Origin of the sequence: Rhodovulum marinum (assembly GCF_004343075.1) — a bacterium.
Lineage (GTDB): Bacteria > Pseudomonadota > Alphaproteobacteria > Rhodobacterales > Rhodobacteraceae > Rhodovulum > Rhodovulum marinum.
The window spans coordinates 18,746-40,931 of the sequence record NZ_SLXP01000013.1 but is presented as its reverse complement, the minus strand read 5'-3'; the positions used below and the strand labels follow the sequence as shown (position 1 = coordinate 40,931).

General features: G+C 67.4%; 20 protein-coding genes, 1 tRNA gene and 1 pseudogene. 6 read left to right on the top strand and 16 right to left on the bottom strand.

Features of this window, described 5'->3' with window-relative positions:
* Positions 1-63 precede the first annotated feature (63 nt).
* The 5 genes from infA to EV662_RS16075 all read left to right on the top strand — a co-directional run bounded on the left by infA (position 64) and on the right by EV662_RS16075 (position 2,238).
* Positions 64-282, top strand: coding sequence for a translation initiation factor IF-1 (gene infA / locus EV662_RS16095; protein WP_037209844.1), 219 nt, complete (start codon positions 64-66; stop codon positions 280-282).
* A gap of 3 nt (positions 283-285) precedes the next feature.
* On the top strand, positions 286-864 hold the full coding sequence (locus tag EV662_RS16090; RefSeq protein ID WP_132464746.1) for a Maf family protein: 579 nt from the start codon (positions 286-288) through the stop codon (positions 862-864).
* The gene (locus EV662_RS16085; protein WP_132464743.1) at positions 861-1,904 is read left to right on the top strand and encodes a ribonuclease E/G; all 1,044 of its coding nucleotides are present in this window, start codon (positions 861-863) and stop codon (positions 1,902-1,904) included. Before EV662_RS16090 ends, EV662_RS16085 begins: the two co-directional genes overlap by 4 nt.
* A complete protein-coding gene (locus EV662_RS16080) occupies positions 1,901-2,083 on the top strand; it encodes a DNA gyrase inhibitor YacG (RefSeq protein ID WP_132464740.1) in 183 nt (60 codons plus the stop codon). The genes EV662_RS16085 and EV662_RS16080 overlap by 4 nt, the downstream gene beginning before the upstream one ends.
* Positions 2,084-2,163: 80 nt before the next feature.
* Positions 2,164-2,238 (top strand) — tRNA-Phe (locus tag EV662_RS16075).
* A 515-nt stretch (positions 2,239-2,753) separates the two neighbouring features.
* On the opposite strand, the gene EV662_RS16065 is transcribed toward EV662_RS16075, so the two are convergent.
* From EV662_RS16065 to EV662_RS16035, 7 genes are all read right to left on the bottom strand, one after another.
* The gene (locus EV662_RS16065) at positions 2,754-3,866 is read right to left on the bottom strand and encodes a tyrosine-type recombinase/integrase (protein WP_132464737.1); all 1,113 of its coding nucleotides are present in this window, start codon (positions 3,864-3,866) and stop codon (positions 2,754-2,756) included.
* 25 nt (positions 3,867-3,891) lie between these two features.
* Positions 3,892-4,131: a helix-turn-helix transcriptional regulator gene (locus EV662_RS16060; protein WP_012177662.1), complete on the bottom strand. Its 240-nt coding sequence runs from the start codon at positions 4,129-4,131 to the stop codon at positions 3,892-3,894.
* A gap of 426 nt (positions 4,132-4,557) precedes the next feature.
* The gene (locus tag EV662_RS20105) at positions 4,558-5,553 is read right to left on the bottom strand and encodes a DUF2840 domain-containing protein (protein WP_132464734.1); all 996 of its coding nucleotides are present in this window, start codon (positions 5,551-5,553) and stop codon (positions 4,558-4,560) included.
* Positions 5,550-6,578: a replication initiator protein A gene (locus EV662_RS16050; RefSeq protein ID WP_243695878.1), complete on the bottom strand. Its 1,029-nt coding sequence runs from the start codon at positions 6,576-6,578 to the stop codon at positions 5,550-5,552. Before EV662_RS16050 ends, EV662_RS20105 begins: the two co-directional genes overlap by 4 nt.
* A gap of 427 nt (positions 6,579-7,005) precedes the next feature.
* Positions 7,006-8,130 (bottom strand): ABC transporter permease, encoded by a 1,125-nt coding sequence (locus EV662_RS16045; protein WP_132464728.1) that lies wholly within the window; start codon positions 8,128-8,130, stop codon positions 7,006-7,008.
* A 3-nt stretch (positions 8,131-8,133) separates the two neighbouring features.
* Positions 8,134-10,875, bottom strand: a complete 2,742-nt coding sequence (gene rbbA / locus EV662_RS16040) for a ribosome-associated ATPase/putative transporter RbbA (RefSeq protein ID WP_132464725.1) — start codon at positions 10,873-10,875, stop codon at positions 8,134-8,136.
* A gap of 10 nt (positions 10,876-10,885) precedes the next feature.
* Positions 10,886-11,896, bottom strand: a complete 1,011-nt coding sequence (locus EV662_RS16035) for an HlyD family secretion protein (RefSeq protein WP_132464722.1) — start codon at positions 11,894-11,896, stop codon at positions 10,886-10,888.
* 255 nt (positions 11,897-12,151) lie between these two features.
* On the opposite strand from EV662_RS16035, the pseudogene EV662_RS16030 reads away from it, so the two are divergent.
* Positions 12,152-12,378, top strand: a pseudogene (locus EV662_RS16030) (integrase core domain-containing protein); the annotation flags it as partial.
* Between the two features lie 187 nt (positions 12,379-12,565).
* Here the strand turns inward: EV662_RS16030 and EV662_RS16025 are convergent.
* Genes EV662_RS16025 through EV662_RS15985 form a run of 9 tightly spaced genes read right to left on the bottom strand, consistent with a single transcriptional unit; the run spans position 12,566 to position 22,008 of the window.
* Positions 12,566-14,809 (bottom strand): ATP-dependent nuclease, encoded by a 2,244-nt coding sequence (locus EV662_RS16025; protein ID WP_165915627.1) that lies wholly within the window; start codon positions 14,807-14,809, stop codon positions 12,566-12,568.
* A gap of 37 nt (positions 14,810-14,846) precedes the next feature.
* Positions 14,847-16,574 carry a complex I subunit 5 family protein gene (locus tag EV662_RS16020; RefSeq protein ID WP_165915626.1) on the bottom strand — a complete coding sequence of 576 codons (1,728 nt, stop codon included), beginning with the start codon at positions 16,572-16,574 and terminating at the stop codon, positions 14,847-14,849.
* A complete protein-coding gene (locus tag EV662_RS16015; RefSeq protein ID WP_243695877.1) occupies positions 16,574-18,070 on the bottom strand; it encodes a complex I subunit 5 family protein in 1,497 nt (498 codons plus the stop codon). Before EV662_RS16015 ends, EV662_RS16020 begins: the two co-directional genes overlap by 1 nt.
* On the bottom strand, positions 18,067-19,545 hold the full coding sequence (locus tag EV662_RS16010) for a complex I subunit 5 family protein (RefSeq protein WP_207903636.1): 1,479 nt from the start codon (positions 19,543-19,545) through the stop codon (positions 18,067-18,069). The genes EV662_RS16015 and EV662_RS16010 overlap by 4 nt, the downstream gene beginning before the upstream one ends.
* Complete coding sequence (locus tag EV662_RS16005) at positions 19,538-19,837, bottom strand: NADH-quinone oxidoreductase subunit K (RefSeq protein ID WP_132464710.1); 300 nt, start codon at positions 19,835-19,837, stop codon at positions 19,538-19,540. The genes EV662_RS16010 and EV662_RS16005 overlap by 8 nt, the downstream gene beginning before the upstream one ends.
* Positions 19,834-20,793 (bottom strand): hydrogen gas-evolving membrane-bound hydrogenase subunit E, encoded by a 960-nt coding sequence (mbhE, locus tag EV662_RS16000; RefSeq protein ID WP_132464707.1) that lies wholly within the window; start codon positions 20,791-20,793, stop codon positions 19,834-19,836. The genes EV662_RS16005 and mbhE overlap by 4 nt, the downstream gene beginning before the upstream one ends.
* The gene (gene mnhG / locus EV662_RS15995) at positions 20,790-21,089 is read right to left on the bottom strand and encodes a monovalent cation/H(+) antiporter subunit G (RefSeq protein ID WP_132464704.1); all 300 of its coding nucleotides are present in this window, start codon (positions 21,087-21,089) and stop codon (positions 20,790-20,792) included. The genes mbhE and mnhG overlap by 4 nt, the downstream gene beginning before the upstream one ends.
* A complete protein-coding gene (locus EV662_RS15990) occupies positions 21,089-21,349 on the bottom strand; it encodes an MrpF/PhaF family protein (protein ID WP_132464701.1) in 261 nt (86 codons plus the stop codon). The genes mnhG and EV662_RS15990 overlap by 1 nt, the downstream gene beginning before the upstream one ends.
* The gene (locus EV662_RS15985; protein WP_165915625.1) at positions 21,346-22,008 is read right to left on the bottom strand and encodes a Na+/H+ antiporter subunit E; all 663 of its coding nucleotides are present in this window, start codon (positions 22,006-22,008) and stop codon (positions 21,346-21,348) included. Before EV662_RS15985 ends, EV662_RS15990 begins: the two co-directional genes overlap by 4 nt.
* Positions 22,009-22,186 lie beyond the last annotated feature (178 nt).

Genomic DNA, 22,186 nt, shown 5'->3' with positions numbered 1-22,186 from the left:
ATATTGATCGGGCGCATCTAACTGGCGCCCGCGCCAAGCCGGGTAACCTTCGATGGAGTGTTCATGGCCAAGGAAGAAATGCTCGAATTCCCCGGCGTCGTGAAGGAACTCCTGCCGAACGCGACATTCCGGGTCGAGCTTGAAAACGGCCATGAGATCATCGCGCACACGGCAGGCAAGATGCGCAAGAACCGCATCCGCGTTCTGGCCGGCGACCGGGTTCAGGTCGAGATGACCCCCTACGATCTGACCAAGGGTCGGATCAACTACCGCTTCAAGTAAGCCTTGCGGCTGATCCTCGGCTCAGCCAGCCCGCGCCGCAAGGAGTTGCTGGCGCAGATCGGGGTCGTGCCCGACGCGGTGCGCCCCGCCGATATCGACGAAACCCCCGCAAAGGGCGAGTTGCCGCGCCCCTATTGCGCTCGCATGGCCATCGAAAAGGCACGCGCCGTGCAGGCCGCGCCGGACGAGTTGGTGCTGTGTGCCGACACGACCGTGGCGCTGGGCCGGCGCATCCTGGGCAAGCCCGCTGATGTCGGCGAGGCGGCGCAATTCCTGCTGGCCCTGTCGGGACGGCGCCACCGGGTGATCACTGCGGTCGCTTTGCGCCTGGGCGAAAGGGTCTGGGAACGCGACGTTGTCACGGCGGTCAAGTTCAAGCGTCTCTCGGATGAGGAACTGAACGCCTATCTCGCCTCGAACGAATGGCACGGCAAGGCCGGCGGCTATGGCATCCAGGGTATGGCGGGCGCCTTCGTGCCGTGGATCAGTGGGTCGTTCTCGGCGGTGGTCGGCCTGCCGCTGGCCGAAACCGCGGCGCTTCTGTCCGGCGCGGGTTACCCCGTGCACGGGGGGCAGGCATGAAAGGCCGCAGCGTCATCCTCGACGAGATCGCGGGCCGCAAGGCCGCGGCGCTGATGGTCGACGGACGGTTGGACGACCTGCTGATCGACCCGCCCGATGACCTGCCCGCGCCGGGCGCCATCTTCCGCGCCGTTGTCGACCGGCAGATGAAAGGGCAGGGCGGCGTGTTCCTCCGCCTGCCCGAAGGCCGGGCCTTCTTGCGCCAGGCCAAGGGGTTGCGTCCTGGTCAGGGCCTGCTGGTCCAGGTCACGGGTTTTGCCGAAGAGGGCAAGGCCGTGCCCGTGACCCCGCGGCTGTTGTTCAAGAGCCGCTATGCCATCGTCACGCCGGACGCGCCCGGCTTCAACATCTCGCGCACGATCCGCGACGAGGACGAGCGCGACCGCCTGCTAGAAACCGCGCATGCCGCGATGGCCGGGTCGGTGGACCACCTGGGCGTGATCCTGCGCTCGGCCTGCGAGGGCGTCGCCGCCGAGGCCGTGACCGAGGATATCGCCATCATGCGCGGCTTGGCCGAGGACATCCTGGCCGAACCCGCCGAGGGCGCGCCGGAACTCTTGCTCGATGCGCCCGATGCCCATACCCGGGCTTGGCGCGACTGGTCCGATCCCGACCCCGACCAGGTGATCGACCGGCCCGGCTGTTTCGCGGACACCGGGGTGCTCGAGGCGATCGACGCGCTTGCCGGCCCGGCGCCGCTGCCGGGTGGCGGATCGGTGTTCGCCGAACCGACCCGCGCGATGGTCGCCGTCGACGTGAACACCGGGCCGGATACGTCGCCCGCCGCGGGCCTCAAGGCCAACATCGCCGCCGCCCGTGCCCTGCCGCGCCTGTTGCGCCTGGGCGGGCTGGCCGGGCAGGTCGTCGTCGATTTCGCGCCGATGCCCAAAAAGGACCGCAGTGCGCTGGAACAGGTGCTGAAATCCGCGTTCCGCGCCGACCCGGTCGAGACGACCCTGGTCGGCTGGACGCCGCTCGGCCACGCCGAACTGACCCGCAAGCGCGAACGCCTGCCCCTGGCCGACCTGCTGCCGCGATGACCTGCCCGATCTGCAAGAAACCCGCCGATCCCGCCTACCGGCCGTTCTGTTCGCGGCGGTGCGCGGATGTCGACCTGGGCAAGTGGCTGGGCGGCAGCTACGCCATCCCGGCCGAGGCCCCCGAGGACCTCGACGAGGCCGCCGAAGAACTGTCGCGCACCCCGCCCAAGCCGCACTGATTTTCCCGCCAAAACCCTCTGGACAGTCCCGCGCCCCGCGTCTACAAACTGCCCACCCGAAGCAAGTCCGCTTCACCCGTGCCCGGGTAGCTCAGGGGTAGAGCAGTGGATTGAAAATCCTCGTGTCGGTGGTTCGATTCCGCCCCCGGGCACCAAATCGCCTCTAAATGTTAATTAAATCAATGGGTTATGGGGCAAAATTGTCCCACCGTTTTCGCGCTTGGGCAAAAGTGGGACTTTTTGTTCGTGAGACGTTCGCGCTCCGGCGCGCAAAATCGCGTCCTCGGCGGCAGTCGGGGAGTCGCAGTCTTCGAAGTTGGAAGGCCTATAGGAAGTCGGCTGACATCACCGCTCAACTGAGGTCGAGCGGTTTGCCGTTCGGTGTGAAGCTCGAATGGAAGTTAGGTAGGCCGATCTATCGTCCGCTGCTCGTCGCGCTTCAGGTACTCTTCATGCAGCCGATCGGCTTCCGCCTCGATTGCTGCCCGACGGGCGGGTGCGAGGGTCGCAAGCTTTTCCTTAAGGCTGCGGGACATCGTCTCTGTCCGTTCCGGTGTTCAGGTGACGCGTTGGCTTCTGTGGAGTATGCAGGATACTGACTGCAGGGGAAACAGGTTTGCAGCCATGGGGAACGGCGCATCAAGCGGGCCGTCGCGGTCGGTCTCGGAACTCAGGCGCCGCCGCACTGAGCCTCCTTCCTTTCCGGCCCGGCACCCTTCCGCGACAACAGCTTCATGCCGGACGCCGCCAGCACCTTCTGGCGCGCGGCGCGGGTGTAGCGCGACGCCTCCTTCATGGTCGTCCAGCCGAAGATCGCCATCAGTTGGCGCTCGGTCGCGCCGTTCTCGGCCGCCAGCGCCGCGCCCGCCTTGCGCAGCCCGTGGGCGGAGCAGTGCATCAGCCCGGCCTCGTCGCATTGCTTGCGGAACCAGTTGCCGAAGCCGTTCGAGGTGAAGGGCTTGCCGAAGGCCGTGACGAGGAAGGCGAGGTTGCCGGTGGGCGTGGCGTCGAGCACCGCTTTCAACTCGGGCAGGACCGGGATGGAAAGGGTGACGGGCTTGCGGTCGCGGTTCTTGGCCTGGGTCAGGGTGATCCAGCCGTCCTTGATGTGCTGCGGCCCGAGCCGGACGATGTCCGATCGCCGCTGGCCGGTGTAGAGCATGAGCGCGAGCGCCAGCCGCGGCTTGCTGCCGATCGGGTGATGGTCCTCGAACTGCCGGACCTCCTCCATCGTCCAGGAATGGAAGCCGTCGCCCTTGGCCTTGAGGTAGGGCACATCGCGGGCCGGGTTGCGCTGTGCCAGCTCGTATTCGACCGCGAATGTATAGACCTGCCGCAGCGCCTTGACGAAGCCGTTCGCGGCCTCGGGCCGGTCCGCCATCTCGTCGCGCATGCGCCGGACGTGGCGGGGCTCCATCAGCGCGTAGGGCTTAGATCCGCTCTTCTCGCAGATCCGGTCGAGGATGCCCCGCCGGACATACTTGGTGCGACCGCTGAGGCGCTGGTATTCGGCCGAGACGTAGTACTGCTCGCAAAGCCACTTGAAGCTGCCTTTCGAGCCGCGCCGCTCCAGCGGTCCGGTCCGTGCGCGGGGCGTCGCCCCCATCATCGCGGCGCGGTATTCGGCGAGGAAGTCCTCCGTCCCCGGCTGGCTCCTCAGCCGCACCTTCAGGTGCCCGGGCCGCCGCAGGTAGACGCGCACGTTCCCGTGCCGGTCGGTATCCTCGATGACGTGCTTCAGGCGGATGCTGCCCGAGCCGTCTCTCATCCTGAATGTGGGCATGGCACGCGCTGCCTTTCGTCAGCCGTCAGTCGTCCCAGGGATTGTGGTCGGAGTGATCCCCATCAGGGATCAGCTCGAACGCCCGGTCAAGTTTTTTCCGGTCCCAGACGGTGCGGGCATTGATCCGCTTGGGCGGCGGCATGCGTCGGTCGCGGACCAGGTGATCGAAGAGCGTGGGCGAGACCCCGATATAGGCCGCTGCCTCGGTCCGCGAGAGACCGCGAGGCGCGAGGGTGGGCGGCAGGATGGCGGGGCGCTTGGGCATCGGACGATCGGTCGAGGTTTTGGATGCCCCGAGGATGCCGGAAAGGAAGGGAGGAACGAAGCCGAGAACCGGCGGAATAGGCCTATGGCGGGGAATGACAGGCGGGTGGCGGGTGTGGCGTTGCTGATCGGTGTTCTGGCTGGGTTGGGGTAGTCGCGCATTCTCGTGGAATCGGCGTTGTGCCGCGCAGAAATAGATTTAAGGTCAATGCCTTGGCGCGGTTGCTGCTCCAATACGCGTGGGACTGCGGCGGAAAATCTCTGCGAAAAACAGCAATTTGAGGTGTCCGTGCGGCACCTCTTTTATCTCGCGCTCCCATTGTTGAGCGCGAGATGTCCCCTTCCAATGCCCGGCGATGTTGCCTCTTCAACCAAGCAGCCGCCAAGAGCACGATTCCGCGGTGTGCATGCCAGTGGTCTGAAAACACTACAAAAATGCTGTAAACCTGCACACGACCGAAAGCCATGCACGCGAAAACGCTAGTCCCGTTAGGGACTTGCGGCATTCGTGGCAGGTGCTTTTATCTTGCCCATTTCCCTTCCCGCACGCTTCCCCGGCACGCCCTTCCACCGCCGCTACGAAACGGCCCGCCAGCACGCGCAGAACTACGATCGCGTTCATGGCCGCGTCTCCGCGCCGGCCCGGACAACGAAAATGCCGGGATTGGTGGCGGATGGGCCGTTTCGCGGGGCGGTAGATCTGCACCCGGGCTGCCACCATTGTGCGGTGGATGCGCCTCCGATCTGTCGGTGAAGAGGGCCGTCTCGCGCCAGTCTGAGACGGCCGACCCGCTCGGGAGCGGCGCCGGACCGTCCAGATGCGGAGCCAGCATCTCGACATAGGCGCGGGTCTCGGGGAGCAACGGGCGACCCTCGGAGAGGTATGCGTCGTAGCGCCCCGGCCCCGCATTGTAGGCAACGAGCATGCCGCCCAGGCCCGGTACTGGAGACGCGTATAGGGATGGATCGGTTGCGCGGTGGCCAGGCGATTGTGCAGGTGTCGCCAATACGCCGGGGCCGCATCCGCCGGGTCGATGCCGAGTGCCTCGATGGCGTCGATGGACTGCAACACGCGTTCGACCTTGGGCCAGCCATGGGTGGAGAGCAGCAAATTCCCTCCGGGCCGCAGATAGGGCAGCGTCTGCATGGGCGTTCCGGGCTTCGAAGCTCGCAAGATGTCAAAGCGCGACAGAACCGTGCCATAGGCGTTGGCCGCCCAGCGATTGACCCCGAAGAGGGCGCCCGGCGCGAAACCGAAGCGGCGGCGGTGATGATCAATGCGATCTTCGGTGACCGGATGGCCAAAACGGATCCACTGCTCGACCCGCCCTTCCGTCCAGGTCAACTCGACCTCGGTCAGCGCGGCCTGGCGGTCATCGCGCGCCGCCTTGCGCGCCTCCTTGTCGGGACGATGCGGGGTCATGTCCCGCGTCCCCGCGACGGTCCGAGCGGCAGCCCGGGGGTGTCCTCTGTGCACCCTGTTTCGGGGCGGCCAGAACCGGTTCGGGCGCGGTTTTCCCCAGCGGGTCGGGCCCTACAAGAGTTAGACTCTTCGTTAGACTCTAAGTTAGGGGAGCGATTTCTGCTGTCATTCGAAAGGGATAGACCCGGTTTGGGTTCCCGATAGCACGATAGCCCGGTTCCCGATAGCACGATACCCGGGGTTCCCGATAGCACGAGCCCATTCACAGGTTGTCCACAGGGCTCGAAGGCGAGCAGCGGGCCTCCCGGCGCGTCGGTTTCGAGGGCGAGGCGGTAGCCCGGCAATGGCTGTCGGCGGATGATATCCCGCAGGTCGAAGGCGAAACGCTTGAACGGTGCAAGGCTGCCGGATTTGACGTGGAGATGCCGGAACTCGAACTGCCAGCCGGCCCGCTGGCGACCAGCATGCTTGCGCACGAGCCGATAGAGCCAACGATCGAGGCCTCCGGTCAGGTCGAAATACGCCCGGTCGAGCGTGAGGATCAGCGCATCATCAAGCACCGCCTGGTAGAACCAGTCCGGCACGATCAGCTCGATCCCGTCTGGACGGCCACTGGCATCGGTTTGCTCCTGCCACTCGTTGATCCAGGAGAACCGGTGACGACGTCCTTCGGCGGGCTGGCGGATCGACGTGCAGACCGTCGTCGACTGCAACCTGTCCAGCGCGGCCTTCAATCGATCGTAGTCGCGGGCCGAGGTGCCACGGCGGATGAAGGTGAGGATCTGACGCGGCGTCGCCGCCATGAGCCGCGACGTGCGCAGCCCGGAATCGCGCGCCTCGACGATCTGGCTTGCGGCCCAGATCAGGATATCGGCATCCCAGATCGTGGCCATTCCGTGATCCGCCACGGCCTCGACGCGGATTTCGACACTCCCGACCGCGTACTCGATGGGACGCGTGCGATGGGTCTTGGACAGGGAAAAGAACGGATAGAGTGCGAAGATCGGAGGGCCGAAATCGCACACCACGAGCTATGATTGAGGCGTTGGCCGATTTGCTGGAGCGCAACGATACATGAGCTTGAACGGAGGCAGTCCTCGTGCCGTCCTTCGTCAGACGATTATGATACCGGTTCGCTGACATGCGAGTCCCGCAGGGCGGGAAGCGGTCGTTCGCTGCGCGTCACACGGATGACCGCAATGCGCAACCGGAGCGGCCTTTGGACGCTTGGTCGAGCTGTCAGCTGTCAGCTGTCTTGGCTGGGAAGCACTGTGTCGTTGAAAGGAAAAGCGGCATGCCCTTGCGGCCGAATATTTGTGACCGAGTGAAGTAAAGCCGGCAGTATCCTGTATGCACGCAGCCGGCTTCCTATGATACTGTATTTGAGTAACGAGAGCCGGACATGACGTCAGGTACCACTAGGCGCCTAGCTGCCGAGGCTCGACCGAGAGCTTAGCTTGCCGCACTCAATGATCGGCGAAACACCAGCAAGCTGCACAGCAGAAAGCCCAACCCCATCCCGGCGATGCGCAGCAGGTCGGGCCACACCACGTCCAGCCCTGCCCCGCGGAACACGACCGCCTGCGAGAACGCCATGTAGTGGCGCGAGGGCAGAAGCGCGGTGAACGGTTGCAGCATCTCGGGCTGGCTTTCGACCGGGCTGATGCCGCCGGACAGCAGCATCATCGGGATCACCACCAACAGCACCAGCAGTGCAAACTGCGCCATGCTGCGCGCCACCGTGCCCAGCAGGATGCCGATGGCGCTGGCCGCGAACAGGTAGAGCGTCGCCCCCAGCATCAGAATCCAGCGTGACCCTGCCACCGGCACGTTCAGCCAGCCCTCGACCACCACGCTCATCGAAAGGCCAAAGGCCACCAGCACGATCAGTCCGTTGGCCCAGATCTTGGCCAGCGCGATCTCGACCGCGTGCAGGGGCATGACCATCAGGTGTTCGATCGTGCCATGCTCGCGCTCGCGCACCAGCGCCGCGCCGGTCAGCATGATGATGATGATGTTGAGGAAATCGAGGATGCCGGTCAGCGCGTTGAACCAGCTCATCGTGCCATTGGGGTTGAAGGCGCGGTGGATTTCGTTGCCGATGGCCAGATCGCTCTCGGCGTCGGCGCGCGACAGATAGCGCGCCACCTCGTCATTCACGATGTTCTGGATATAGGCATCGCCCAGCCCGGCCTGCATCACCGCCGTGGCGTCGATATCGAGCTGGATCTCGGGTTGATGGCCGCGGCGCAGGTCGGCCTCGAACCCATTGGGGATGCTGAGTGCGAACAGGATGTCACCCCCATCCAGCGCCGCGTCGACCTCGCCCGCCGTGATCTGAACAGGGGTCTGGAAATAGGGCGGGTAGAACGCGTTGGCGATCTGACGCGACAGCGAAGAGTTGTCTTCGTCGACGATGGCGATGGATGCGTGGTTGACGTTTTCCGGCAGCGCCGTGGCCTGCATGTAGACCATGCCGGTAAAGGTGAACAGGATCAGCCCCACCATCATCGCATCGCCCAGCACCGCGCGCAGTTCCTTGGTGCCTAGCCAGAAGATGTGTTTCAGCGCGCCCATGGCCTAGCGCTCCTGCTTGCGCAGCAACAGCAGCGCGGGGATCAGGAAAACGGGGATGAACGCGGCCAGCGCCAGCATGTCAGGCAGCAGTTGGACGAAACTCAGCCCCTTGGTGTAGGCGCCCACCGACAGGTGCATGAAATAGCTGGCGGGCCAGACCTCGCCGATCAGCCGGCCGATCCCGTCGAGGGTCGAGATCGGTTGGATCATTCCGGAAAACTGCACCGTGGGCATGATCGACAAGATGGCGGCGGCGAAAATGGCGGCGACCTGCGTGCGCGTCGCGCTGGAAATCAGCAGCCCATAGGACGTGACCGCCGCGCCATAAAGCAGCGAGCCGACGACCAGCGCCGCAAGACTGCCCTCCAACGCGACACCCAGCCCGAGGCTGACCACCGCCAGCAGGGTCACGCCATTGATCAGTGTGATGAAAACGTAGGGAAGTTGCTTGCCCACCAGAAACTCGACCCGGCTGGTGGGGGTGACGTAGAAATTGGTGATGGTCCCGATTTCCTTTTCGCGCGCCACGGACAGCGCCATCAGGATCGCGGGGAACATCATCAGCAGGATCGCGGGCACCGCCGGGCCGATGGCGCGGATGCTTTCAAAGGCGGGGTTGTAGCGATAGCGGTTTTCGATGTTGAACGTCGCCAGTTCGTCCGGGTCATAGCCCGCGCGGCGATAGGCATCTTCGAGGGCGGCGTAATGGGCGGCCTCGACATAGGCCTCGATCGTGCCGGCGCGCGTCGTGTTGGCCCCGTCCAGCCAGGTCGAGACGCTGACCTCGTGGCCCTGTTGCAGGTCGCGGCCAAAGCCCGGCGGGATCTCGATCGCGACGGTCAGATCGCCCGCGCTCATGCGGGTGACCATCTCGTCGCGGGTCAGGATCTCGGGCTGTTCGAGAAAGGTGTTCGAGCTGTAGAAGGCCTGTAGATACTGGCGGCTGGCCGGGGTCTGGTCCTGATCCAGCGCGGCGATGGTGATATCCTCGATATCCATCGAAATCCCCAGCGCGATGACGATTGTCAAAAACACCGACCCGAAAAACGCAAAGGCCAGCCGGATCGGGTCGCGCATCAATTCGCGCCATTCGCGCAGCGCGATGGCCGACAGGCGCGTCGCGCTGAACCGCGACGGGCGTGGGGTTGCATCGGCGTGTGGCGTGGCGGGCGATGGCGGCGGTGCAAGGTCTGGCGCGGTGCCGGTGGCGCGCGCGGCGATGGCGCCTTCGATCTGCTGCACGAACGCCTCTTCCAAGGTGCCCGAGGGGCTGTTGGCCGCGATGTCATCGGGGGCGCCGACCACCATGACCTGCCCCGCATGCATCAATGAGATGCGGTCGCAGCGCATCGCCTCGTTCATGAAATGGGTCGAGATGAAGATCGTCACGCCGTCACCGCGCGACAGCTCCACCAGCAGATCCCAGAATTCGTCGCGCGCCACCGGGTCCACGCCCGAGGTCGGCTCGTCGAGGATCAGCACTTCGGGTTCGTGCAGCACGGCCACCGCCAGCGACAGGCGCTGACGCAGGCCAAGCGGCAAGGTGCCCGCCCGCGCGCCCATGTAAGGGCCAAGGTCGAACCGGGTCGCCAGCGTGTCGATGCGGGCCGCCGCGTGATCGCGGGGCAATTCGAACAGGCGCGCATGCAGGTCGAGGTTCTGGCGCACCGTCAATTCGCCATACAGCGAAAACGCCTGGCTCATGAAGCCCACGCGCTTGCGCGCCGACAGGTCGCTGGCATCCACTGGCTTGCCGAACAGGTCGGCCTCGCCCTCGGTAATGGGCAGCAGGCCGGTCAGCATCTTCATCGTCGTGGTCTTGCCGCAGCCATTCGAGCCGAGAAAGCCGAAGATCTCGCCCGGTCGGATGTCGAAACTGACATCCGAGACGGCGGTGAAATCACCGAACCGTTTGGTCAGACCCCGCGCCGCGATGGCCGGGGCCGCCCCGTCATCGCGCAAGGGCGGGATTTCCAGCGTGGTGCCGTCGCCGCGCTTATCCTCGGGCAGCAACTGCACGAAGGCGCGTTCGATATCGGGCGCGCCGGTGCTGGCCTTCAACTCGCCCGGGCTGCCGGTGGCCAGAACGCGGCCGGCATCCATCGCCACCAGCCAGTCAAAGCGCTCGGCCTCGTCCATATAGGCGGTCGAGACCAGCACCGACATGCCGGGCCGGTCGGCGCGGATGGTGTCGATCAGATCCCAGAACTGCCGCCGCGACAGCGGATCGACCCCGGTTGTCGGCTCGTCCAGGATCAACAGGTCGGGATCATGCAGCAGCGAGCAGCACAGGCCCAGCTTCTGCTTCATCCCGCCAGAAAGTTTTCCGGCAGGGCGATCCATGAACGGGTGCAGCCCGGTGGCCCGCGTCAGCCGATCCGCGCGCGCCTGCCGCGCCGCGCGATCCAGCCCGAACAGCGTGCCGAAAAAGGCCAGATTCTCGGCCACCGACAGCGCGTGATAGAGGTTTTTCCCCAACCCCTGCGGCATGTAGGCGATGCGCGGCCCGGCAAGGCGGCGATGGCGCGCGTCGCGCATGTCGCCGCCCAGCACCTGCAATTGCCCTTGCTGCATCACCCGCGCGCCCGCGATCAGGTCAAGCAGCGTGGATTTCCCCACCCCGTCCGGCCCCAGCAGGCCGACCATGCGGCCTGCCGGGACCTGCAACGACACGTCAGACAAAGCTAAGGTCTCGCCGTAGCTTTGGGTCAGCCCCTGCGCGATGACGATGGGTTGGCCCGACATGGCACGCCCCTCAGTTCAGTGGCAGGGGCAGGTCGGACAGATCGGCAAGCTGCAACTCTGCGGGCCAGTCGGACGGGGCCTGCCCCGGTTCGGGGGCAAGACGCACATAGGCCACGCCGCGAATGCCGGTGCGCACGTAGTCGATATAGGCCTCGACCAGTTCCTGCGGCACGCGGGCACGGACCCGGAACACGAGGTTCTGACGCTCGTCCGCCGTTTCGACCGTGCGCGGCGTGAATTGCGATACGGGCGAGACGAAGGTGACGATGGCCGGCACCACGGCGTCCACGACGTCGAGCTTGATGCGGGCCTCATCCCCGATGGCAAGGCGGTGCGCCTGCGTCGCGGGCAGGTAGAATTCAAGGTAGACTTCGCTCAGATCCACCATGGTCATCACCCGCGCGCCCGCGCTGATGATCTCGCCCGGCTCGACCAGACGATACAGGATGCGCCCGACCGTGGGGGCGGTCAGCTCGGTGTCCTCGAGATTGGCCGCGATCTGATCTGCGGCAGCGCGCGCGGCGTCAACCGCGCGCTCATGGGCCAGAAGGGCGGCGCGCGCGGCCTTGAGATTGGCCTCGGCCACGGCGACATTGGTGCTGAGCGTGTCGAGGTTCGATTGCGGCGAGGTGCCCCGTGCGACAAGGGCGCGGCTGCGCTCCTCCTCCTCCTGGGCGAGGGCCAGCAGTGCCTCCATCTGGCCGATCTGCGCCTGGGCGGCGGCGCGCTCGGCCTCGGCGGCGGCGATCTGCGCCTTGGCCTGGGCCAGTTGGGCCTCGATGATCTTGGCATCGACCGTCGAGACGACCTGACCCGGCGTGACCATGTCCCCCTCGCGCACGGATACCGTCTCGATCCGACCGGCGACCATGGACGAGATATCGATCTGCACGGCCTCGATCTGGCCGTTGCCGTAGGCGATATCGACCGGCAACCCGTCATCCTGCGACTGTGTCCAGAGGATGTAGCCGCCTGCGGCCAGAAAAATGGCAACAGCGGTGAGGCCGATTTGCAGACGCATCGTGACATTCCTTCGATAGCTCCAGCATCGGACCGAACCCGATGTAAACCGTTTAGTTCACTGTACAAAATATCCAAGGTTTATCGAAGGAAACCCGCTATGAGGTCAGATCAACTCCCGCTGTCGGATGCGCAGCTAAGCGGCCCCGCGCGGTTTCTCCTGACGGTGCTGGGTATGGACGTGGCCCGACGCGGACGGCCCAGAACCATTGTCAGCGACAACGGCACGGAACTGACCAACATGGCGGTGCTCAGATGGTGCCAGGAAACGCGGATCGACTGGCACTACATCGCGCCGGGAAAGCGGATGCGAGACACGGCTTCATTGAGTCGTTCAACGGCAGTTTCCGGGACGAACTCCTGAACGAGACCCTGTTCTCAACGCTGGCCGAGGCCCGGGAGAAGATCTCCGCATGGAAGGAGGACTACAACCGACACAGACCGCACTCATCCCTTGGCAATCTCACGCCGCAGGAATTTGCATTGAAATCGAGACTGAAAAACCAGGGCTTCATGAGGCCAGAAATCAAACGACGGACTCTCCCGAAGGCTGGAGGGAAGTCGGGTCTCAGGTCACTGAGACTGTCATAGCGATCGCAATTGGCGCCACGGGCAGGGCATCCACAAAGACATCGCGCGGCCCGCATCGCGGCGGGCCGGTTGATGCCCTTCACACCGTTGCTGTCGACCCCTCTGAAGCCGCCATGCGAGAATTGAGACATGTCTCGATCACGGAACGCCAGCGTGCGCGGGTTGCGTCGGACACTGCTGCCGGTCCGCGGGCCAGGAGGCGGTCCCGGGTCCGGCGGGCAAGTTCGAGGCGCCAATCGGGCCGCAACCGAACGTCGGCCGCCATGGCCCAGGCCTCGACCTGCGGGACGAACGGTGTGTCTGTGTGCAGCGTGTCGCTCAGCATCGTCTCGGGACGCCGCTCGATCCGGTCGACGATCTCGGCGAGAAATACAGGCGGCATCAGATCTTCGATGGTCGCCCCCGCGCGGCCGACAAGATCGGCAAGGCTGAGAACCCCGCTATCGGCCCCTGCGCCGGGTCGGTCATGCAGGAGCGTTGGGCGCCGGTCATTTCGTCCGGTCAGAACCTCTGCCATGCGCAGCGCGATACCCGGATCGCCCGCAGGCGCGAAGAGGATATCACGAGCCGGTGCGAACTCTCCGGCGGCGATCAGGGTCGTTTTCATCGCCGTGAGGTAGATCTGTTCGACCATACCCGGCACCAGAACCGCATCGGCCCCGCCGAAGCTCGCCTGGGCCACCGACATGTTGACCGCGGCACGCACCGCGTATGACGCCCCGCTCTCGCCCCCGCCGCGCTCGGGCGCGGCGAGGTCCGAGGTCACCCGGGTCGAGCCGTCCTCGCCGACGAAGACCTTGCGGGCTCGTTCCAGCCGGTCGGCATCGACGAGAAAGGGTGAATGCGCGGTGTAGACGATCTGGTGGTTGAGGGCGATCTTGTCGAAGAACACCGACAGGTCGCGCTGGGCGAGCGGGTGCAGCGACAGGCCCGGCTCGTCGAGCAGCAGGACCGCGCGCCGGTGCAGCCCGGAGCTTTCGTGCAGGAAGACGAGAAAGAAGCTCAGGAACCATTGCAGTCCCGTCGAGCGTTCTTCCAGTTCCACCTCCTGCGCACGCTCGGAATCCGACACCCAGATGCGAAAATTGTTACCGTCGGCCTCGAAGCGGAAGCGATAGTCGCGCACCCGCCACCATTCGCCGAACCGTTCGCTCAGCCGGTTGCCGGCCGATTGCAGCAGGATCGAGCGGGTACGCTTGGCCTCGGCGATACGGGCCATCGGGTCGGGGCCGAGATCGGGCGCATTCGTCGGCCGCACGAGGTCGAGCAGACTTTCGAGCGGGTTGCGCTCTGCCCTTGCCGCGAGGCGGCGGCGTTCCGCCTCCTTGCGCGTTTCGCTGAAATCGCGGCCCAGTTCCAGGATCTCGGCCGGCTCCAGCCCGACAAAGCCGAACAGAACCCTCAGCGTGCGGGCCTTCGACGCCTCCTTGGGGCCGAGATCGCTGCGGCCCAGATTGTCGACCACATGCGGCAGGTAAATCTCTGAATCGAGGTTGCCCCAGGTCGAGTAATAGACGAAGCGCGGCAAGTGCGACAGGACCGCGTCGCGCACAGTGGCGAGCTGGCCGGGATCGGGGGCCAGCATGTCGGTCATCCAGGTGCCCAGGTCGCGGCGGAGTGCACGAAGCTCTTCGAGCGTCGCGCTGCGGAAGTGGATCTCGTCGGGCATCATTGCGCCGACCCGATTGCGCAGCCGCATCATGTCGTTTCCAGTCAACATCGGCTCGGCCTCGACCTCGGCCAGCATCGCGTCGATCCCATCGAGGACGGTGGTGTGAAGCTCCTTTTCGTCGAGCGGGATCTCGGCGGCCGCGATCGTGGCGCGCGCGGTGCGCAGGCGCTCGGCGGTACGGCGGGCATCGGTTTCCCGCGGCCGAGCGTAGTTCGGGAATTCGACGGTGTAGCTGCCGTCGAAGAGTCGGCCGACGGCAACGCGGCGCGTGGCCTCTACCGGAATACGGGCGAGTTCGGCGATCTTTTCGGCGGCGGGGCCGGTGTCGAACTCGGCCAGGATGAAGCGGTAGGCGCCGGGTGCGGTGCGGATCTCGGCGAACATCGCCTTGGGATAGTCCGACACCGGGTCGAGATTACCATCGGCCACCGGGTTCAGCTTCCAGAGCGGCAGGAGAAGATTCGTCTTGCCGGATTCGTTGACCCCGACGAGCGCGGTGACACGGCCGAGATCGAGCCATCCGCTGTCCTTGACCGAGCGGAAATTGGTGACGCGGTAGCGCAGCAGGGTCATCTGGTCGGTCGGCATCGAGTCCGGGCGCGGCGTCGCGGGCTCGGGGGCGGGCGTCTGCGGAATGGAATCGTAGCGCATGGTCAGTCTCCTTCCTTGCGGGTCTGCGGCATGTGACTCAGGGGCCGTTCTGCTCAGCGGCAGGCGGCGCGATGGGGTCGGTGGGGGCGACATGCTGCGCTCCTCCGATGACGAGGACGGCGACGAGGAGCGCCGCAATTCCGGTCTGGCCAAGCCGGTGCTCGGCGATCCAGCCGTCCAGCGCCGGCGGCAGTGCGCGCGCCTTTCGCGAAAGCGCGCGTCGGCGGCGCACCAGGGCATCACCCACCCGCGCAGCCGCGCGTTCGGCCGGGGCCGTCAGCGTGGACAGGACCGCGCTCCACCCGACGCGGCTCGTATGGGATGCGACGGCGGCCGCGGTGGCAATGAGGGCCCCGGCGACGAGTGGCCAGGGCGTGCCCGGTGCGGCCTCGGCGATCGGTTGGGCGGCGCTTCCCGCGACGGTGGGCCAGATCGCCGGAAGCGCCGCGGCAGCCAACGCCAGCAGAACAAAGGGTATGACCAACCCGTCGCTTTCGACGCCCGCCGGTGCAGCGGGCCGCTTGCGCCAGAGCTGGACGAGGAACCGCGCCATCAGAAGTGTCGTCGCGACGCCCGAGAGCATGAGCGCGAGCGTTATCCAGGGCAGCCAAACCGCGGGCCCGGCGCCCAGCGCCGTCTTCAACGCCTCCTTGCCGAGCGCTCCGGACAGGAGGGGCATCCCGGCCAGGATGAGCGCGGGCAGCACCAGCGCCACGGTCACCGCCATCCGAGCCGCCGGGCTGTGCTGAACCGCGAAGGCGCCCGCCCCCAGGAACAGCCCGGCCTTGGCCAGCGCGTGATGGGCGGCGAGGAAGGCCAGCACGGGCAGCACCGCGCCCCAGGCGCCCGGCGCCATCAGCGCCGCGCCGATCCCGAGCGCCACGATGCCCATCTGGCTGACGCTCGAAAAGCCCAGGACCGTCTTGGGCGCGGTTTCGCGCGCGCCCATCAACAGCGCGGCAAAGATCGTCACCATGCCCGCCGCCGTTACCACGACCCCCAGATCGGCATAGGCCGCCTCTCCCAGCGGCAGGGTTGCGACGATACCGAAGAGCCCCGCCTTGATCATTGCGCCCGACAGGACCGCCGAGGCCGGCACCGGCGCCGCGCCATGGGCGGGCGGCAGCCAGAAATGCAGCGGCATCACGCCCAGCTTGACGCCGAAACCCGCCAGAAGCAGCGCGACGGTCGGCACGGAGAGCGCGGTGTCGGCGATATCGGCCAGCATCAGCGAGCCGGTTTCGCCCACGGCCAGGCCGAGGCCCGCGAAAAGCGCAAGCTCGCCGGCCAGAACGAACGCGATGTAAAGCCGCGCCGCTCCCAGCGCCTCCTCGCTGCGCGCGTGCAGTACGAGCCCGTAGGAGGAAAAGCTCATCAAGGCGAAGAAGGCATAGAACGTGGGCGCGTCATCGGCGAGGAACAGGCCCAGGTTTCCGGTCATCGCGAAAAGAAAACACAGGCCGAACCCGGTGGCGCGCCGATCGCCGGCCATCCAGACCCGCGCGGCCGCGGCCGCCGCCGTCCAGACCAGCGCCGCGGGTATCAGGAACAACCGCGCCGTCGCATCGAGGCCAAGGACGCTGCCGAGGATCAGCCAGTCGTTCGAGACGGTGAACGGCACCGTCCCGAACAGCGCCAGCGCGAGCGCGGGCAACGGCGCGAAGGAAAGCGCCCGCCACACCAGCCCGCGCGCGGCGGGCAGCGCCAGCAACAGTGCAAGGCCAAGCGGTGTGCCGATGGCGGCAAGCAGGGCAAGGCCGGGCATCACAGACCTCCGTTGAATTCGCGGGTGACGATGAAGCGGGTCCATTCCAGCGGGCTGAAGGGCGCGTTGGCCAACACGCCGATGACCAGTACGAAGCCCGCGGTGACCATCGGCGGCGCGGCCAGCCAGAGGCTGATCTTGCGCCGGGCCGGGGCATTGGCCGCCTCGGGCGTCGCGTCCCGGAACCAGGCGCGGTGCAGGAGCGGCAGGAAATAGGCCGCGTTCAGCAGGCTCGATCCCAGCAACAGCGCGATCACCCAGTCCTGTCCGGCCGCGATGCCGCCCTGCGCGAGGTACCATTTCGAGACGAAGCCCGCGAAGGGCGGCAGCCCGATCATCGCCAGCGCGGCGAGCGAAAACGCCGCCATCGTCCCCGGCATCGCGCGGCCGACCCCGTCCATCTGGCTGACCTTCTTCACGCCCAGCCCCTCGGCGAGGTTGCCCGCCGCCATGAACATGGTGATCTTCATCACGCCCTGGTGGATCAGGTGCGCCAATGCGCCGATCGCGGCAACCGGACCGGCCAGAGCGACGCCGAGCGTGATGTAGCTGACCTGGCTGACGGTCGAATAGGCGAGGCGGACCTTGATGTCGTCCTGTGCGAGCGCGCGGAGCGAGCCGTAGATGATCGTCACGGCGGCCACCGCGATCAGCGGTCCGGTCACGCCCAGCCCCTGGGCCAGCTCGATCCCGAACACCTCGTAGACCACGCGGATGATGCCGAAGGCGCCCGCCTTGACCACGGCGACGGCGTGCAACAGTGCCGAGACCGGCGCCGGCGCGACCATCGCGATCGGCAGCCAGCCATGGAGAGGCACCAGCGCCGCCTTGACGCCAAGCGCCGCGATCAGCAGCACGAAGAGCGCCTGCGCGGCCGCGGGCCGCTCGGCCGCGACCTCGGCCATCACGCCGCCGGGGACGAAATCGGTGGTTCCCGCCAGCCCCCAGAGCGCGAGCGTGCCGAGCAGCAGCGCAAGCCCGCCGACCAGCGTGTAGATCAGGTAGATCCGGCCCGCGCGCAGGGCCGCCGCGGTGCCGCGATGGATCACCAGCGGATAGGTCGCCAGCGTCAGGAGTTCGTAGAACAGCAGGAAGGTGAACAGGTTGCCCGCCATCGCGATGCCGACAGTCGCGGCGACGCAGAGGCTGAAGAAGCCGAAGAACCGCGCCCGGTGCGGCCCGCGCTCGAGATAGCCCACCGAATAGATCGTGGTCACCAGCCACAGCACCGCCGAAAGCGCCACGAACATCAGCGCCAGCGGGTCCGCCTGCAAATGCAGGTCGAGCCCGGGCAGCACGCTCAGGCGCAGGTCGTAGACCACGCCGTGCGCCGCCTTCCAGGCGAGCCAGATCACCAGCGCCACCTTCACGGCAGCGACGGCGAGGTTCAGCCCGGTGCGCAGCCGTGCGCTGCGCTCGGGCAGCGCGAGCAGCACCGGCGCGGCGCCCAGCGAGGTCATCAGGATGATCAGCGGCAGAAGCGGCATGTCGATCATGGGATCGCTCCGAACGGGGTGCCAAGGTCGAGAACGGCGAGGATCGGCCCGGCGGCAAGCCCGAGGCCCACGGCGAGGCCCGCCAGCACGACGGGCGGCGCGTCGGCGAGCGCCCAGCCGCGGTGTTCGTCGAGCGGTGCGCGCACCCGGTCGAAGCGCAGGAAACCGGTGAGTGCGCGGGTGAAATAGGCGACACTGAGCAGCGTGCCGGCCATCGTCACCGCGACCCAGTGCCAGTTGCCCGCCATCATCGCGCCCTCCATCAGCGACCACTTGCCGATGAAACCCAGCGAGGGCGGCAGGCCGATCAGGCTGATCGCGGCCAGCGCGAAGGCAAGTTGCGCCAGCGCGGGGCGCACCGCGCTACGGTCGAGCTCGCTGATGCGGTCATGGCCGATCACGTCCTTGATCCGGCCCGCGGCCAGAAACATTCCCGCCTTGGCGACGGCATGGGCGAGAATCAGCAGCGCCGCGGCGCGCCAGCTGTCGGACAGCCCCTCTAGGCCGGCGCGGGCCAGCGCGACGAAGATCAGCCCCATCTGCGCGACCGTCGACCAGGCGACCAGCAGCTTCAGCCGCTCGGCCCTGAGCGCCTGAACCCCGCCCCAGAGCACCGCGCCGGTACCGAGCACGCCCATCAGCGTCAGGATCGCCTCGCCGGGGAAGGGCCCCGCCTCGGCCAGCCGCAGCAGGATGTAGAGCCCGGCCTTGACCACCAGCGCCGACAACAGCGCGCTGGCGGGCGCGGTGGCGTTCGCATGCGCCTCGGGCAGCCAGAAATGCAGCGGAAAGAGCGCGGTCTTCAGCGCCAGTCCGACCAGCATCAGCCCAAACGCCGCCGACAGCGCCGCAGAGTCCGGCGCGCCCGCCAGCCCCGCCAAATCGAGCCGCCCGGTCTGGAGATAGACGAACCCCACGCCGAGCAGCATCATCAGCGCGCCCAGAAGGCTCGCGTACATGTAGGCGAGCCCCGCCCGCAGCGCCGCGACCGTGCCACCCAGCACCGCAAGCCCCACGGCGGCGAGCGAGATCACCTCGAGCATGACGTAGAGGTTGAAGAGATCGTTGCTGAGATAGACCCCGTTCATTCCCGTCAGCAGCAGCAAACAAAGCGGCCAGAAGAAGGCCCGCTGGCGCGCCATCGGCTGCCCGCCCACCTCGGTCTCGCCCGCGAAGGCGGCCAGCGCGCCAAGCCCCACGCCCAGCGCGATCAACGCGGTCAGGCCCAGCATCGCCAGCGCCAGGCCATCGGCGCGCAGCTCGATCCCGAGCGGCGCGCCCCAGCCGCCGAGCGGCACGAAAATGGTGCCCGCCTGCACCACCAAGTGGCCCAGAACCGCGATTGCCGCTGCAGTGGCGACCACCGCCCCCAGCCCGATCGCGGGCGCTGCGCGGGGCAACAGGAACGCCGCGATGGCGCCGAAAAGCGGCAGCAGGATCGCAAGCGTCAGCGGGTCGGGCATGACGTCAGTCATCGGTGTCGGTCTCCAGGCTGTGCAGGCGGCGGATCAGCGCCAGCGCCACGGCCGTGGCGCTGACCATCACGACGATGCCGGTGATCACCAGGGCATGCGGCACCGGGTCGGGCACGGCGGGCGGGCTGCGCCAGGCGGCGGCGATCAGCACCATGCCGGCGCCGGCCGCACAGAGGTTCAGCGCGATCAACCGGCGCAGCCGCTCGGCCGCGCCCAGAACGCCCATCAGTCCCAGGCCGAACACGGCAAGGCCCGCAAGGCCGTAGATCGTGGCTTGGCTCAGCGCGATCATGTCGTCTCCTTTCCCGTGGCCACGGTCACCGGCTCGCGGCCATGGAACAGCGCGGCCAGCGTCGCGGCGATCGAGACGGTGACCATGGCCTCGATCAGCAGGATCAGCGTCTTGGCGTGGGCCGGCGGATACTCGAACGTCTCCCGGCCCGCCCCGGAAACGCCCAGTGCGACAAGGGCGAAGATGGCCGTACCCGCGACGAAGGTGCCGCGCGCCAGCGGGCGGTGAGCGGGTGCGGGCCGGACGTGGCGCGACAGGAGGCCCAGCACGGCGACCGCGCCCAGCACGGCGCCGGCCTGGAACGCCCCGCCGGGCGCCTCGGCCCCGATCCACAGCAGGTAGCCTCCGGCGATCACCGCAACCGGCAGGGCGACGCGGGCAAAGCCTTGGTAGACCGTACCCAGCGCCGGTGCGGGCGTCTCGGCGAGACCGCGCTCGACCTGCCACACCACGATCACCGCGGCGAGAAGGACGACGACCTCCATCAGCGTGTCATAGGCGCGGAAGTTCAGCAGCACGGCGGTCACCGGATGCGTGACGCCGCTTTCGGGCATCGCATCGGTCACATGGGCCTCGAGCCCCGGCACGTTCTGCGGCGCGCCGAGATAGGCCAGCCCCAAAGCACAGGTGGCAAGCCCCGCCAGCAGCGCGTTGATGCCCTGAGTGGCACCATTGGTGGGCGCGGAAACGGATGCGCCGCCTTGCGCGGACAGGCCTCCGCCGCGCAGATGGGCAAGCGTCCGCAGCAACAGCGCACCGCTCAGGCCGGCCCCGATCGCGACCTCGGCCAGCGCCACGTCGGGCGCCACCAGCCGCGCCCAGCCCAGCGCCAGGAGCATCCCGAAGACGATGAAGGCGACGATCATCGCGAAGGCGTCGCGCATCAGCAGCGTCGCGGCGGCAAGCCCGACAATCGACGCGGCCAGCAGCAGGTCGAAGGCCAGCAGAACGGTCATGGCCGCACCTCGCGCACCGGCGGTCCGGCCCGGCGGGCATGGCGGGCGACAAGGTGGCCACCGGTCGCACTGGCGAGCGCCACGAAGACCCAGATCAGGAGGATGCGCAGCGCCTCGCCCCCGTCCGGCGCACCGATGGCCGCGCTGAGGCAAACCAGGGCAAGGCCCATTCCGTCGGCCTTGGTCAGCGCGTGCAGCCTGCAGAACACGTCGGGAAAGCGCAGGAGCCCGATGGTGCCGGCGACGAAGAACAGCGCGCCGAGGGCCATGAAAGCCGTACCGGCGATCTCGAGCATCACCGACCCCTCCTCTCCGAAAGCGCGACATAGGCGACCAGCGTCACGGCCGCGAGGAGCGCCAGCACCAGCGCCACGTCGAGCAGCGCGGGCATGTCCTGCAGCCGCGCAAGGACCACCGTCATCGCCACCGCGGCGGTGCCCAGCAGCTGCGCCGACAGCATCCGGTCGGAGTCGGACGGGCCGCGGATCACGCGCCAGAGGCCGCCGAGCAGGCTAGCCAGAAGAACGGTCAGGATGACGGCAAGAACAGGGCTCATCGTGCGGTCTCCGGTTGTGGGGAACGGGTGGCGGGGGCCTCGGGCAGCGCGAATAGGGCGCGCACCCGCGCCTCGAGCGGCGCGAGTTCCGCGTTCAGATCGCTGCGGATGTCGAGCATGTGCACGTCGATACGATTGCCGTCGATCTCGGCCGACAACGTGCCGGGCAAGAGCGTGATCGCGTTGACGAAGACGAGGCGCGGCGCGCCCGGCGGCAGGTCGGTCTCGTAGCTGCGGAAACCGGGCGCGAGCGGGATCCGCCAGGCCAAGGCGCGACCGGCCACGTCGACCGATCCGCGCACCGAGGCGACTGCGAACCAGCCCGCGAAGTGAAGCGCGCCCACGGCGGACAGGCGCCAGGCCGGCGCCACCGGAAAGCTGAAGGCCAGGGCGGTCGCCGCGGCGACCGCGGGCACCCCGAACACCCAGCTCGCAGCGTCCCAGCCGGTCAGCCCGCCCCAGACCAGCGCAAGCGTACCGGCCGTCAGGAAAAGCCCGCGCCAGCCGCGCACGCCTTGCGGGGTCGAAACCCGATCGGGGCCGGGCACGGCCGAAGGAGCCGCAAGGCACAGAACCGGCGGCGGCGAGACCGCGCCGCGCGCGTCGCGAATGGCGGTCGGCATATCCTCGGCCCGGCGCAACCGGTCTGGCTCGCGCATGTCGTCCTCTCCATCGGCGGGGGCGTCCCCGGAACGCTGCGGCGGTAGCGGGCCTTGCCTGCTTCGTGCCGTCTGCGCGGGGGTCCCTGATTTCTGCGCCGACCTCATGTCGCCGCGATCCTCCGAAGAACGCGCAAGGTCCGGGTTTAATCCCCCTGAAGCGTCGAAAACGGCGTGG